Origin of the sequence: Nocardia wallacei, from assembly GCF_029868745.1 — a bacterium.
Taxonomy (GTDB): Bacteria; Actinomycetota; Actinomycetes; order Mycobacteriales; family Mycobacteriaceae; genus Nocardia; species Nocardia wallacei_B.
In genome coordinates this window covers 48,764-62,997 of sequence record NZ_JARWOP010000137.1, presented here as the reverse complement: position 1 = coordinate 62,997, position 14,234 = coordinate 48,764, and the positions used below count along the sequence as shown (strand labels likewise).

Annotated in this window: 12 protein-coding genes and 1 riboswitch; of the genes, 5 read left to right on the top strand and 7 right to left on the bottom strand. The window is 68.9% G+C overall.

Annotated elements, in window-relative coordinates:
- Positions 1 to 2: 2 nt before the first annotated feature.
- From QH470_RS11400 to QH470_RS11390, 3 genes are read right to left on the bottom strand one after another with little or no spacing between them, the layout of a single operon-like run.
- Positions 3 to 749 (bottom strand): succinate dehydrogenase/fumarate reductase iron-sulfur subunit, encoded by a 747-nt coding sequence (locus tag QH470_RS11400; RefSeq protein ID WP_280272277.1) that lies wholly within the window; start codon positions 747 to 749, stop codon positions 3 to 5.
- A gap of 2 nt (positions 750 to 751) precedes the next feature.
- The gene (locus QH470_RS11395) at positions 752 to 2,692 is read right to left on the bottom strand and encodes a fumarate reductase/succinate dehydrogenase flavoprotein subunit (RefSeq protein ID WP_280272276.1); all 1,941 of its coding nucleotides are present in this window, start codon (positions 2,690 to 2,692) and stop codon (positions 752 to 754) included.
- 57 nt (positions 2,693 to 2,749) lie between these two features.
- Positions 2,750 to 3,580, bottom strand: coding sequence for a hypothetical protein (locus tag QH470_RS11390; RefSeq protein ID WP_280272275.1), 831 nt, complete (start codon positions 3,578 to 3,580; stop codon positions 2,750 to 2,752).
- 462 nt (positions 3,581 to 4,042) lie between these two features.
- Here QH470_RS11390 and QH470_RS11385 point away from each other — a divergent pair, with 462 nt between their 5' ends.
- Positions 4,043 to 5,215, top strand: coding sequence for a thiolase family protein (locus QH470_RS11385; protein ID WP_280272274.1), 1,173 nt, complete (start codon positions 4,043 to 4,045; stop codon positions 5,213 to 5,215).
- A gap of 67 nt (positions 5,216 to 5,282) precedes the next feature.
- Here QH470_RS11385 and QH470_RS11380 read toward each other — a convergent pair whose 3' ends face one another.
- Positions 5,283 to 5,573, bottom strand: coding sequence for a hypothetical protein (locus QH470_RS11380; protein WP_280272273.1), 291 nt, complete (start codon positions 5,571 to 5,573; stop codon positions 5,283 to 5,285).
- A gap of 102 nt (positions 5,574 to 5,675) precedes the next feature.
- Positions 5,676 to 6,635 carry an alpha/beta fold hydrolase gene (locus QH470_RS11375; RefSeq protein ID WP_280272272.1) on the bottom strand — a complete coding sequence of 320 codons (960 nt, stop codon included), beginning with the start codon at positions 6,633 to 6,635 and terminating at the stop codon, positions 5,676 to 5,678.
- Positions 6,636 to 6,811: 176 nt separating this feature from the next.
- Here QH470_RS11375 and QH470_RS11370 point away from each other — a divergent pair, with 176 nt between their 5' ends.
- Positions 6,812 to 8,767 (top strand): acyl-CoA dehydrogenase family protein, encoded by a 1,956-nt coding sequence (locus QH470_RS11370; protein WP_280272271.1) that lies wholly within the window; start codon positions 6,812 to 6,814, stop codon positions 8,765 to 8,767.
- 62 nt (positions 8,768 to 8,829) lie between these two features.
- Here the strand turns inward: QH470_RS11370 and QH470_RS11365 are convergent, their stop codons facing one another.
- Positions 8,830 to 9,957 carry an epoxide hydrolase family protein gene (locus tag QH470_RS11365; RefSeq protein WP_280272270.1) on the bottom strand — a complete coding sequence of 376 codons (1,128 nt, stop codon included), beginning with the start codon at positions 9,955 to 9,957 and terminating at the stop codon, positions 8,830 to 8,832.
- 208 nt (positions 9,958 to 10,165) lie between these two features.
- Here QH470_RS11365 and QH470_RS11360 point away from each other — a divergent pair, with 208 nt between their 5' ends.
- Positions 10,166 to 11,533 carry a protein kinase domain-containing protein gene (locus tag QH470_RS11360; protein ID WP_280272269.1) on the top strand — a complete coding sequence of 456 codons (1,368 nt, stop codon included), beginning with the start codon at positions 10,166 to 10,168 and terminating at the stop codon, positions 11,531 to 11,533.
- Positions 11,534 to 11,540: 7 nt separating this feature from the next.
- On the opposite strand, the gene QH470_RS11355 is transcribed toward QH470_RS11360, so the two are convergent.
- Positions 11,541 to 12,728, bottom strand: a complete 1,188-nt coding sequence (locus tag QH470_RS11355; protein ID WP_280272268.1) for an AAA family ATPase — start codon at positions 12,726 to 12,728, stop codon at positions 11,541 to 11,543.
- A 145-nt stretch (positions 12,729 to 12,873) separates the two neighbouring features.
- On the opposite strand from QH470_RS11355, the gene QH470_RS11350 reads away from it, so the two are divergent.
- Complete coding sequence (locus QH470_RS11350) at positions 12,874 to 13,137, top strand: hypothetical protein (protein WP_280272267.1); 264 nt, start codon at positions 12,874 to 12,876, stop codon at positions 13,135 to 13,137.
- 223 nt (positions 13,138 to 13,360) lie between these two features.
- A riboswitch (cyclic di-AMP (ydaO/yuaA leader) is annotated at positions 13,361 to 13,523 on the top strand.
- Positions 13,524 to 13,633: 110 nt separating this feature from the next.
- On the top strand, positions 13,634 to 14,209 hold the full coding sequence (locus QH470_RS11345; protein ID WP_280272266.1) for a C40 family peptidase: 576 nt from the start codon (positions 13,634 to 13,636) through the stop codon (positions 14,207 to 14,209).
- The last annotated feature ends 25 nt before the right edge of the window (positions 14,210 to 14,234 follow it).

Sequence of the window (14,234 nt, the reverse complement as noted above, 5' to 3'; positions counted from 1 at the left end):
GCCTAACGACGGAACAGTTTGTTACCCAGCCAGACGATCGGATCGTATTTCCGATCCGCCACGCGTTCCTTCATCGGGATCAGCGCGTTGTCGGTGATCTTGATGTGCTCGGGGCACACCTCGGTGCAGCACTTGGTGATATTGCAGTAACCGAGGCCGAATTCGTCCTGCGCCATATCCCGGCGGTCGGCCACGTCCAGCGGATGCATTTCCAGCTCCGCGATGCGCATCAGATAACGAGGGCCGGCGAAGGCCTCCTTGTTCTCCTCGTGATCGCGCACCACGTGACAGGTGTTCTGACACAGGAAACATTCGATGCACTTGCGGAACTCCTGCGAGCGTTCCACGTCGCGCTGCTGCATGCGGTACTCGCCCGGCTTCAGGTCGTCCGGCGGCGTGAAGGACGGGATCTCGCGCGCCTTCCGATAGTTCAGCGACACATCCGTCACCAGATCGCGGATCACGGGGAAGGTGCGCAGCGGGGTCACCGTGATCACCTCGTCGGTGTCGAAGGTCGACATCCGCGTCATGCACAGCAGCCGCGGACGGCCGTTGACCTCCGCCGAACACGAACCGCACTTGCCCGCCTTGCAGTTCCACCGCACCGCCAGATCGGGCGCCTGGGTGGCCTGCAAGCGGTGGACGATGTCGAGCACGACCTCGCCCTCGTTCACCTCGACGGTGAAGTCCTGCAGCTCGCCACCCTCGGTGTCGCCGCGCCATACTCGGAACCGGGCGTCGTAACCCATTGCTACGCATCCCCTTTCGCGGAGGCGGTGGCCGCGGGATGGGCGGCGAGTTCCTCCGAGGTGTAATACTTTTCGAGCTCGTTCAGGTCGAACAGGGCGAGCAGGTCGTCGCGCATCGGTTCCTGGTCCGCCGGTGTCACCGTCACCGCGGGCACGGTCCGGTCGGCCTCGTCCGGGTCCACCCGGCACACCAGCAGCCGGTGCCGCCAGGCCGGGTCCATCTGCGGGTGGTCGTCGCGGGTGTGTCCGCCGCGGCTCTCGGTGCGCAGCAGCGCCGCCTGCGCGACACATTCGCTGACCAGCAACATGTTCCGCAGATCCAGGGCCAGATGCCAGCCCGGGTTGAACTGCCGGTGGCCCTCCACGGTGACGCTGTCGAAGCGCTCGCGCAGTTGACCGAGCTTCTCGATCGCCTCCCGCAGTTCGTGCTCCTTGCGGATGATGCCGACCAGGTCGTTCATCGCCTGCTGCATGTCGGTGTGCAGGGTGTACGGGTTCTCGCCCGCGCCGGTGCCCGGCGGATCGAACGGCGCCAGTGCGGTTTTCGCGGCGTCGGCCAGGTCGCCGTCGGTGACGGCCGGACGTTCGCCGCCGAGCTGTTCGACGTAACTGGCAGCGCCCAGCCCGGCCCGGCGGCCGAAGACCAGCAGGTCCGACAGCGAGTTGCCGCCGAGCCGGTTGGAGCCGTGCATGCCGCCGGAACACTCGCCCGCGGCGAACAGGCCCGGGACGGTCGCGGCGCCGGTGTCCGGGTCGACCTCGATCCCGCCCATCACGTAATGGCAGGTCGGCCCGACCTCCATCGGTTCCTTCGTGATGTCCACGTCCGCCAGCTCCTTGAACTGGTGGTGCATGGACGGCAGCCGCTTCATGATCTCCGCGGCGGGCAGGCGCGAGGCGATGTCGAGATAGACGCCGCCGTGCGGGGTCCCGCGCCCGGCCTTCACCTCTTCGTTGATGGCCCGGGCCACTTCGTCACGGGGCAGCAGATCGGGGGTGCGGCGCGCGGAATCGTTGTCGCGCAACCATTGATCGGCTTCTTCTTCGGTTTCGGCATACTGCCCCTTGAACACTCCGGGGATGTAGTCGAACATGAAGCGCTTGCCCTCGGTGTTCTTCAGCACCCCGCCGTCGCCGCGCACGCCCTCGGTGACCAGGATGCCCTTCACGCTCGGCGGCCAGACCATGCCGGTCGGATGGAACTGCAGGAACTCCATGTTGATCAGCGTCGCCCCGGCCCGCAGCGCCAGCGCGTGGCCGTCGCCGGTGTACTCCCAGGAATTCGAGGTCACCTTGTACGACTTGCCGATTCCGCCCGTCGCCAGCACCACCGCGGGCGTCTCGAACAGGATGAACCGGCCCGATTCCCGCCAGTAGCCGAAGGCGCCGGAGATCCGGTCGCCGTCCTTGAGCAGGTCGGTGATGGTGCACTCGGCGAACACCTTGATCCGCGACTCGTAGTCGCCGGTCGCCTTGAAATCCTCCTGCTGCAGCGAGACGATCTTCTGCTGCATGGTGCGGATGATCTCGAGACCGGTGCGGTCGCCGACGTGCGCGAGCCGGGGATAGGTGTGGCCGCCGAAGTTGCGCTGGCTGATTCGCCCGTCCGCGGTCCGATCGAACAGCGCCCCATAGGTTTCCAGTTCCCACACCCGGTCGGGAGCCTCCTGGGCGTGCAGTTCGGCCATGCGCCAGTTGTTGAGGAACTTGCCGCCGCGCATCGTGTCCTTGAAGTGCGTCTGCCAGTTGTCCTTCTCGTTGGCGTTGCCCATGGACGCCGCGCAGCCGCCCTCGGCCATCACGGTGTGTGCCTTGCCGAACAGCGACTTGCACACCACCGCCACCGACAGACCGTGCTCACGCGCCTCGATCACCGCGCGCAGGCCGGCGCCGCCGGCACCGATCACGACGACGTCGTACTTGTGCCGTTCGACTTCAGGCATGGAACCGAATACTCCTGGGAGACAGAGGGAGATGCTGAGGTGGTGGGAGGTCGGGGATCAGTCGACGAAGCGCAGATCCGTGAGGGTGCCGCTGGCGACGAGCATGACGTAGAAGTCGGTGAGCACCAGCGTGCCCAGCGTCGTCCAGGCCAGCGCCATGTGGCGGGTGTTCAGCTTCGACACCTGCGTCCAGAACCAGTACCGGACCGGATGCGCGGAGAAGTGCTTGAGCCGCCCGCCCGCGATGTGCCGGCAGGAGTGGCAGGAGAGCGTGTACGCCCACAGCAGCACCACATTCAGCAGCAGCACCAGATTGCCCAGCCCGAACCCGAAGCCGCCGGACTTGCCGTGGAAGGCGACGATCGCGTCGTAGGTGTTGACCACCGAGACGATGCACGCCACATAGAAGAAGTAGCGGTGCGCGTTCTGGATGATCAGCGGAAGCCGGGTCTCCCCCGTGTATTTCGCGTGCGGCTCGGCCACCGCGCAGGCCGGCGGCGAGAACCACACCGCCCGGTAGTAGGCCTTGCGGTAGTAGTAGCAGGTCAGGCGGAACAGCAGCAGGAACGGCAGCACCAGGAACCCGAGCGGGATCCATACCGGCAGCGCGTCCACCCAGTGCCCGAAGTGTGCCGAGCCCTCGACGCACGAGGTGCTCACGCAGGGTGAGTAGAACGGCGTCAGATAGTGGTAGTCGGCCACCCAATAGGCCGAGCGCACAAAGGCTCTCACGGTCGCGTAGATGATGAACGCGCCCAGCCCTACTACCGTGATCAGCGGTGGGATCCACCATCGATCGGTGCGGAGCGTCCGGTCGGAAATGGCCGCGCGGGTTGCGCTGAAGACCCCCGTGCCCGGTTCGGGTGCGCGTGTCGGTGCTGCGGTCACTGCAGGATGCCTCGCTGATCTACCCCGTGGAACGTCATCGTTACCTCCGGCATCGAATGTGATGGTGAGCACCATACGTCACCCCTGCTATGACCCGCGCCCGGTCCCGGCAATATCGACCCGCCTGGACGGCTATGATTTGCGCCACATTTTCTGATCATGTGGCGTGGCGGTCTCGACAGTGAACCGTAAGCAACCCTCACGAACTGTCCTGGACCACAGGGCCTTTCACCGCATGTTCGGAATTGGGTCGTTTCACACCGCGTCGGCGCTGGTCCCGACGTCACATACCAGCAACAACGCTGTGGTGGGCTGCGTGTCCGGCGGGCCCGGCCGCCCCTGCCCGGCCGCGTCTCGGCGGTGGTTGCCGGGCGCTCGGCGCGGTGGCGTCGCCGGTCAGCGGATGCGATCACCGCCGCGTGGCAGTTAGCTGTCGGCAGCGCGGCGCGAGAAGGAGAGTCGATGAGGAGAGCGGCGATCGTGTCGCCGGTGCGCACGCCGAGCGGGTTCGCCGGTGGCGCGGTGGCGGCCGTGCCGCCGTGGCGACTGGCCGCGGCCGCGATCGCCGGTGCCGTCGGTCGCGCGGAACTCGACGTCGCCCGCGTCGACGAGGTGGTGCTGGCGGGTCCGCCCGGCGTCGCCCGCCCCGCCGCGCTCGGTGCCGGATTGCCGTCCGCCCTGGCCGGTTTCGAGGTGGGAGCCGGCGACGGCCTGTCAGCCCTGATCGTCGCCGCCACGATGGTGCACGCCGAGACCGCGGCCGTGGTGGTCGCCGGGGGCGTGCACGACACCGTTCCCGCCGAAACCGCGCTCGCCGCCGCCGATCCGGCGCATGCCGAGCGCCTGGCCGAGCGGTATCACCTCGAGCGCACCGACTCCGACGAGTTCGCGCTGGGCAGCCGTCGCCGCGCCGCCCGCGCCTGGCGGCAGGGGATCTTCGACGCCGAGATCGTTCCGGTGGTGGCCGCCGCGCCGGACGAGTTGCGGCACCGATCCGAAAGCGCCGTACCGCATCTGGTGGGTCGCGACGAGCAGTCGCGCGCCGATATGTCGACTCGCGCGCTGACGAGCCTGGCCCCGCTGCTGCCCGGCGGCGTGCTCACCGCGGCCGCCGTCGGCGTGCCCGGCGCGGGCGCCGCGGCCTGCCTGTTGGTGGCCGAGGACCGGCTGGTCGATCTCGGGCTGGAGCCGCTCGCCTACGTGACCGACTGGGCGGCGGCGGGCACCGACGGCAGCACGCCCGCCGTCGCCGCGGCGGTCGCGAAACTGTTGTCGCGCAACGGCCTCTCGCTCGACGACATCGATCTGCTGGAGGTGGCGGAACGGTCGGCGGTCGAGGTGCTCGCGCTGACCCGGCACTTCGGCCGGCACGACCTCGACACGGTGAACGTCAACGGCGGCGCGCTGGCCCTGGGCGATCCGGGCGCGGCGACCGGCGCTCGGATGACGGCCACCCTGCTGCACGAGCTGGCCCGGCGAGGTGGCGCGTACGCGCTGGTCGCCGCGGACTCGGCGGCTGACCGCGGGGTCGCGATGCTGTTCGAGTCGTCGGCGGCCGCACCGGCGGCGAATACCCCCAGGGGAGCGCGATTCCACGGCCTGCGGAGCCGCCGCTCGGGCCGTCACCGCGCCTGAAGCAGCACCGTGCCGGAACTACTCGTACGCGAGCCGGGCGCCCCGACTCGCGCTGCGGACCGAACTATTACTTCGTGCGGGGGCGGGAGTGGAAGCCCAGGCCCTCGTCCTGCGCGCCCATCCAGGCGGCCTCGTCGGACTTGCTGTCCGGGACGTAGATGACCTCTTGCTCGCGTCGCTCGGCAACCTCGGGCGGGGGCGACTTCTCGAATTCGTCCGCGTCTATGGTGAGGCGCTCGAGGTCGTTCTCCAGTCGCCGCACGGAGTTGGCGTCTCCGTAGTGGGACCGCAGTGCGCCCAGGCATTGCCGGAGCTGGCCCACGGCGAAGTGCAGCTCAGCAATCTCGCTGCGTGTCATCGAAACCTCCTCGAGCCCGTGTGACAGACCGCACATCGTGATCTACAACACAGTACGTGATCTTCGGCGCGAGCGCTCGTGTCGATTCGAAAATTGTTCGTTTCAGCCCGCTGCGGCATAGGCCGCGCCGCGGTCGACGCCGACGGCCCGTTCGACCAGCGCCGCCACCGCGGCCGCCACCTCCTCGGCGCGTTCGAGGATCACGCTGTGCCCGGCGCCGTCCAGGCGGACCAGTTCGGCGCCGCTGAGCTGGGAGGCCAGCACCACCGAGTGCGCGAAGGGGATCATGATGTCGGCCGACCCGGCCAGCACCAGCGTCGGCAGATCGGACAGCAGCCGCAGGGTCGCGTTCTCGTCGAAGCGGATCAGCGAGTCGAGGAAGCTGGTCATGGTCAGCAGCGGCGTGTCGTTGAGCATCGCGGTCGCGATCGCGGCCATGTGCGGGTTCACCTTGCGCGTTCCGAACCCGGCCTCGCGCACCATCGGCTCGAAGACCCTGCGGGACAACCGCTTCGACGTCTGCATCAGCCGCGGCGCGCGGCGTACGGCGGCCCGCAGCGAGCTGACCGCGTGCCGGTTCAGGAAGCGCGCCAGGCCCACGGTGGTCAGGCCGCCGGCCGCCGCGGCCAGCAGTCCGATGCCGACGATGCGGGAGCCCACCGCCGCCGGGAACAGCCGGGCGTAGGCCAGCACCACCATCGCGCCCATCGAATGCCCGACCAGCACCACGGGACCGGACGGGGCGACGGTGCGCAGTACGGCGTCGAGGTCGTGGCCGAGCTGATCGATGGTGTAGGTGTCCGGATCGGCCGAGCCCGACTCGCCGTGCCCGCGATGGTCGTAGAACACCATGCGGGTGCCCTCGCCCCACTGCCGCCGCAACTGCTCCCGCAGGAACGACCAGGATTCGGTGCGCAGGCAGTGGCCGTGCACGAAGACGACGGTCAGCGGTGCGGTGTCGGAGCCGAACACGCGCGCGGCGAGCGGTGTGCCGTCGTCCGCGCAGACGGTGACATGGTGACCGTCGAAGTCGGCGGCGCGTAGTGCGATCGTGGACATCATGTCTCCCGGGGAAATCCGTTCCTGCCCGGTTGTCGATAGGGATTTCCAGCGCGTTAACCGCGCGAACCTGCCGTTATGTACACGATGCCGAAACGGTGCCGTTCGCACCTCTACCGGCGGGTAACAAACCCTCCTACACTCGAATGTGATTCTGATCACGTCCGATGGAGGACAGCATGACGGCCACCGCGAAAGTAGACGCCACCGAAGAACAGGCCCGCGCTCTCGTCGAAGAATCCCGCGAAACCACCTGGGCGAAGCCGTCTTTCGCGAAGGAGATGTTCCTCGGCCGGTTCCGGCTCGACCTGATCCACCCGTACCCGCAGCCGTCGGCGCAGGACAGCGCCAAGACCGCGGCCTATCTGGACCGGCTGCGCGCCTACGTCGACACGATCGACGGCGACGTGATCGAGGAGACGGCGAAGATCCCCGCCGAATACGTCCGCGGCCTGGCCGAACTCGGCTGTTTCGGGCTCAAGATTCCCGAGGAGTACGGCGGGCAGGGCCTGTCGCAGGTCGGGTACAACAAGGCGTTGATGGTCGTCGGGTCGGCGCACCCGAGCCTGGGCGTGCTGCTGTCGGCGCATCAGTCGATCGGCGTGCCGGAGCCGTTGAAGTTGGCGGGCACGCCGGAGCAGAAGCGCGAATTCCTGCCGCGCTGCGCGCGCGGCGCGGTGAGCGCCTTCCTGCTCACCGAGCCCGATGTGGGTTCGGATCCGGCCCGCATGGCATGCACCGCGACGCCGACCGAGGACGGCGAGGCCTACCTGCTCAACGGCGTCAAGCTGTGGACCACCAACGGCGTGGTCGCGGAACTGCTCGTCGTGATGGCCCGGGTGCCGCGCGGTGAAGGACGCCGCGGCGGCATCTCCGCGTTCGTGGTCGAGGCCGACTCCCCCGGCATCACCGTCGAACGGCGCAACGCGTTCATGGGCCTGCGCGGTATCGAGAACGGTGTCACCCGCATGCACGACGTGCGAGTGCCCAAGGCCAACTTGATCGGTCGCGAGGGTGACGGTCTCAAGATCGCGCTCACCACGCTCAACGCGGGCCGCCTCGCGATTCCGGCGCTGTGCACGGCCGCGGCCAAGTGGTCGCTGAAGATCGCCCGGGAATGGTCGGCCGCCCGGGTGCAGTGGGGCCGCCCGGTCGGCGAGCACGCCGCGGTCGGCGCGAAGCTGTCCTACATCGCCGCGACGACCTTCGCGCTCGAGGCGGCGCTGGACCTGTCCGGCACCATGTGCGACGAGGACCGCAACGACATCCGCATCGAGGCCGCGCTGGCCAAGCTGTGGGCCTCGGAGATGAGCTGCCGGATCGCCGACGAGCTGGTGCAGATCCGCGGCGGGCGCGGTTACGAGACGGCGGCGTCGCTGCGGGCGCGCGGCGAGCGGGCGGTCGCCGCCGAGCAATTGGTCCGCGACCTGCGGATCAACCGAATCTTCGAGGGGTCCAGCGAGATCATGCGGCTGCTGATCGCCCGCGAGATGGCCGACGCGCACATGGCCGCCGCCGGCGCCCTGGTCGATCGCAACGCGGAATTCAAAGCCAAAGCGAAGGCGGCCGTCGGCGCGGGCGGCTTCTACGCCAAGTGGTTCCCGCAGCTGGCCGTCGGCGCGGGGTCGGTGCCGGCGACCTACGCCGAGTTCGGGCCGCTGGCCAAGCATGTCCGGTTCGTCGAGCGGATGTCGCGCAAGCAGGCCCGGTCGCTGATGTACGCCATGGGCCGCTGGCAGGCGAAACTCGAGTACCGGCAAGGTTTCCTGGGGCGCATCGTCGACATCGGCGCCGAACTGTTCGCGATGTCGGCGGCCTGCGTCCGGGCGCGGGCGCTGCGCGTGGCGGACGGAGCCGAGGCCGCGGCGGCCGAGGAACTGGCCGACACCTTCTGCAAGCAGTCGCGCCTGCGCATCGAGCGCCTGTTCGACGAGTTGTGGGACAACACCGACGAGGCCGACACCGCGGTGGCCCGCGGGGTGCTCGACGGCCGGTACCAATGGCTCGAGGAGGGTGTGTCCGACCCGAGCGAGGGCACCGGCCCGTGGATCGCCGAATGGCAGTTCGGCCCGTCCACCGAGCAGAACCTGTTGACTCCGTTCCTGCCGTCGACCCGCGCGGGAGCGGCGCCGTAGGGCAATCTTCCTATATCTAATGATCTGACTAGATATAGGAAGATTTACCTCGAGACGGCCGGTTACCCGCTGGCCGCGACGAATCTCCGCAGGTCGGCGGCGTACGCGTCGGGTCGGTCCATGGCGATGAAGTGATGGCCCGACGGGTTGTCCTCCGGCCAGTGCACGACCTTCGCGGTGCGTTCGGCGAGCCGCCGGATGCCGGGCGGGCCGCTGTACACGCCGGTCGGCACCGCTGCCGAACCCCGCGGCCAGGCGAAGCCGGTGCTCTCGTAATACGGCCATGCCGAGGTGCCGAACGAGCGCGTGAACCAGTAGACGCTCAGATTCGTCAGGAAGGCGTCGCGGTCTATCGCGTCGGCGAGCGCGCCGGCGGCGCTGAAATCGTGGAACTTCTGCCGCATCCAGGCCAGCGCCGCCGCCGGCGAATCGCTCCAGCCGAAGTCGAAGGTCTGCGGCGCCGACCGCAACAGCGCGTGGTGGTCGACGCCGTTCACCCAGTCCGCCGACATCATGGCGTCGTACGCCGCGCGCTCCGCGTCGGTCAGCTCCGGCACGTCGGCCTCGGTCGGAAAGCCCAGGCCGCCGGTGATATACAGCCCCGCGACATGTTCCGGCGCCGCCTCCGCCAGCGCCGTGGCCACATAGCTGCCCAGGTCGCCGCCCTGCACCAGGTAGCGGTCGTAGCCGAGCCGGGCCATGAGCCGCGCCCACATCGAGGCGACGCGCTCGACGGTCCAGCCCGTGTCGTGTGGCGCGTCGGAGAAGCCGAATCCCGGGACCGACGGCACCACCACGTGGAAGGCCTGCGCCGCGGCGTCGCCGTGGGGATCGGTCAGTCTCCCGATCAGCTCGGTGAATTCCGCGATGGAATTCGGCCACCCGTGGTTCAGCACCAGGGGCAGCGCCTCCGGATCCGCGGCGCGCACGTGCAGGAAATGCACTGCCGTACCGTCGATTTCGGTGCGGTATTGCGGAAACTCGTTGAGCCGCCGCTCCTGTGCGCGCCAGTCGAACGCGGCGCCCCAGTGCCGGGCCAGCTCGCGTACCTCGGCGACAGGTACGCCCCGACTGCGGCCGGAGCCGGGAAGCTGTGCGGGCCAGCGGGTCTCGGCCAGCCGCCGACGCAGGTCATCGACGTCCGACTGCGGGATGTCGATGTGGAAGGGCTGAATCTCCGTGCTGTTCATGGCAACAACGGTAGAAATCAACTAGGAACGTTTCCGTCCTAGAACGTGGACATGTCTTTCTATGCCAATCTGTGCACTTTGCTAGATAGCTGTAGATAGCCCTGGCAACCGACATCACCCGCCGTGCCGCCGCTTGACAGGGGACGGCCGGGTGTGAAGTGCTGGCAGTGTGTTCGGGTGAGACGACCGGTTCCCAGCGGAGGGCGGGATGTTGTTGCGGCCAGGGCAGATATTCGCGGGCTACACGATCGTGCGGACCCTCGGTGCGGGCGGTATGGGCGCGGTGTACCTCGCCGACGATCCCGAACTGCCGCGGCGGGTGGCGTTGAAGGTGCTGGACGAGCGACTGGGCGCTAATCCCCGCTACCGCAGCCTGTTTCGCCGCGAGGCGGAGATGGCGTGCCGGCTCGATCACCCGAACGTGGTGTCGGTGTACAACCGCGGCGCCGAGGACGACGCGCTGTGGATAGCGATGCAGTACGTGCCCGGTACCGACGCCGGTGAGCTCATCCGCCGCGAGCCCGCCGGGCTGGCCCCCGAACGCGCCGCGGGCATCGTCTGCGCGGCCGCGCGCGGACTGCAGCACGCCCACGATCAGAACCTGCTGCACCGCGACGTGAAGCCGTCGAACCTATTGGTGGCCGACGGTGACGACGGCGACCGGATCCTGGTCGTCGATTTCGGGCTGGCCCGCACCGTCGACGCGGACGCCACCGTGACCGAAACCGGTTGGCTGGACTGCACTCCCGCGTACGCGGCGCCGGAGGTGCTCGCGGGCCGCTCCGCGGATCGGCGCGCCGACATCTACTCCCTGGGCGCCACCCTGCTCGCACTGCTCACCGGCGGGCACCCGGCGGGGCGGTCGCCGCGCCCGGAGGCCAGGTCCACCCGGCCCGACGACGCCACGCACGCCCCGACCCGCGCCCAGGCCGAGGTGCCGCCCGGATTGGACGCCGTGATCGCGCGGGCCATGGCGGACGACCCCGATGCGCGATTCCAGAGTTGCACCGAATTCGCGGCGGCGGTGACCACGGTCCTGCGCGGTGGTGCGGCGCCGGGCGGCACGACGGCTCCGAGCCGTTCCCGGCGATGGTCGCGCTGGACGGCGATCGCCGGTGCGGTCACCGCGGCGGCCGTCGCCGGTGTCGTGGGAGCCCTTGTCGCACAACCGGATAAGCCCGCCGGGTCGTCCGGCGCGCCGCACAGCAGTGCCGCACCGGTGACGAGCAAGCACTGCTTCTGGCGCGCCCGCGTCCCGGTCGGCGGCGGCGCGTACGCGCAATTGCCCAGCGGCGCAGCCGATCACGACGATGGCAGGTGCCTGCTCGGCGTCGGCGACCAGGGCGACTCGGTGGCCGCCCTGCAGCAGGCGCTCACGCTGTGCCAGCACATCCCGCTGACCGTGAGCAGCGCCTACGACAACGCGACCCGCAATGCCGTGCAGCATCGGCAGACCGAATCCGGCGCGGCGGTCGACGGCATCTACGGGCCGGAAACGCGCTCGAAGGCATTGCGCTGGCCCGTATTCCGGGAATCCGACGGCAGCTTCGACGGGCGCTGCGTCCACCTGCCGTGATTCCGGTCTAGGTACTGACGCTGCGCAGGTAGCGTCCGAAGTGCGGAACCGTGAAGCCGATGGTGCCGCGCTCGGCGGAGTAGATCAATCCCTTCTTGATCAGCCCGTCGCGGGCCGGTGACAGCGAGGCGGGCTTGCGGCCCAGCTCTTTGGCGACCGCCGCGGTCGCCACCGGACCGTCGTCGCCGGACAGATCGGCCATGGCGCGCATGTACTCTCGCTCGGCGGGGGTGGCCCGCTCGTACCGGGAGCCGAAGAAGCCGACCGCCAATTCCTCCTCGGCGGCGGGCGCGGCCAATTCGACGTCCTCGGCGCCGATCGGGCTCTGCGCCGCCACATCCCAGGTCGCCTTGCCGTAGGCCTGCACGAAATACGGGTAGCCATCGGCCTTGTGGTACAGCACATCCAGTGCCGACTCGGTGAACTTCACCTGTTCCCGCTCGGCGGGCGCGATCAGGGCCAGGTCGGCGGCCTCACGGTCCAACCGGTCGATCTTGTGGTAGCCGAACAGTCGCTCGGAGTAACTCTTCGACGCCGAGAGCACCGCGGGCAGATGCGGCAGGCCCGCGCCCACCACGATCAGCGGCGCCGCCTCCTGGCTCAGCTCGTGGCACGCGCCGCAGATCGCGGAGATGTCGGCCGGGCCCAGGTCCTGCATCTCGTCGATGAAGATCGCGATGCCGACGCCGCTGTCCTGTGCCAGCTGACCGGCCTCCATCAGCAGCTCCACCAGATCGATCTCGATATCGCCGGAATCCGCGCGCCCGGTGACGGCCGGGACGTCGATGCCGGGTTGCCACCGCTCACGCATGCCCTTGTCGGCCGTGGCCCGCAGGGCGAAGGCCTTCAGGATGCCCAGGAAATCGTCCACCATCTCCGGATTGCGGTGCGCCACGGCGACCTGCCGCACCGCCATGTGCAGCGCGGAGGCCAGCGGCCGGCGCAGTTCCTGGTCGGGCCGGGCCTCCAATTTGCCGGTGCCCCAACCGCGCGAGCGGGCGATGGAACGAAGCTGGTTGAGCAGGACCGTCTTTCCGACGCCGCGTAGTCCGGTGAGCATCACGCTGCGCTCGGGACGTCCGCGCGAGACGCGCTCGAGCACGATGTCGAAGGTGTCGAGTTGCTTGGCGCGTCCGGCGAGTTCGGGCGGTCGCTGACCGGCGCCGGGGGCATACGGATTCCGCACGGGGTCCATGCCCGTACACCGTAGCCTGTCGCGACCACATTCTCGTGGCATCTACGGAAAGCCCTAGAGATAGCTATCGTCCGGCATGCGCGCACCGAGAACGGCTACCTACGCTGGAGAATGTCATGAAACCGGTCCCAGCGCAGGGAGAGTCATGTCGGAGGAACCCGTCCCCACCGTCGTCGAGGTCGTCGAATCCTGGAACGTGCCCGAGAACGCTCCGGTGGCCACTCACATCCGCCGCAACATCCTGTCGGCGATCGCGCAGGGCTTCGACGATCCCCAACTGGTCGCCGATCTCGCCGTCGGCCCGCTGGTGATGGCGCTGGGACGGCTGGAGGTCGAACTGGCCGAGGCGCGCGAACGGATCAGCGCGCTGGAACGGACATTGCAGACGCGTGGCGGTTCGGACAACTGAGCGCGTCCGGGACGGTAACGCCGGCGCTTCTCGGTTCGATAACACCCTTGCCAGCAGTGATGCGGAGTCGTTATCACCGGCCCGAATACGCGAAATCGGAAGCTGTCCTGGGGGTTCGCGGACGCTGCCGAACACGCTGCGCTGTGGGGTGGACAACACGGCGCGCTCGTCGTAATCTCTTCGTGACCCGATGGAGTCAGTCGCTTCGCAGGCGAGGCGGCCCATCGAGTTACCGCCTAATCGGTGGCCGGGTGGGCAGCCCGATCACCGAGCCGGGGACCCAGGTTTGTGGGGTGAATCCCTTTCGGCCACACGGTCGAAGGGTAGGGCCGAACTTCCCGGCCCGAACCCGTCAGCTAACCCGGTCGGTGGGTGGGCAGGAAGAAACAGGAGACTCAGCTCGGTGGGTAAACACAGCTTGCAGCGGGAATCTCGGCTCCCGAATTCCGTGAAGGGTGCGCTGGTTTTCGGCGCCGTCGCCGCTTCCACTGGTGCTATGCCGGCCATTTCGGCGCAGGCAGCGACCATCAACGTCCCCGGGTTCGGCAACTTCGACGTGCCGCTCGGCCCCGAGTACGACCAGCAGGTCGCTCAGGCCAACCAGGCACTCGCCGACCACGCCGACGAGATCAAGGGCTTCCAGCAGTCCATGGCGGCGCCGCAGGCCATGGCTCCCGGCCCGGCCGCGCCCGGCTTCGGCGGCCTGTTCGACCAGCAGAAGCCGAACAGCAACGGCGACATCGCCCTCGATGCCGCGCGCAGCAAGATCGGCGCCCAGTACGTCTGGGGCGGCAACGGCCCGAACGGCTTCGACTGCTCCGGCCTGGTGAAGTGGGCCTACAAGCAGGCCGGAATCGACCTGCCGCGCACCAGCTTCGAGCAGTCGCACGTCGGCAAGCCGGTCGCCTTCCAGGACCTGCAGCCGGGCGACCTGATCATCCAGAACGGCGGCGGCCACGTGGCCATGTACGCCGGTGACGGTCAGATCCTGCACGCGCCGCAGGCCGGCGAGCCCGTCGAGTACTCGCACCTGAACCCCGACACGATCGTCACCGCGCGTCGCGTCGCCTGACCTATTGCCTGGCTCCGCCCCGCGC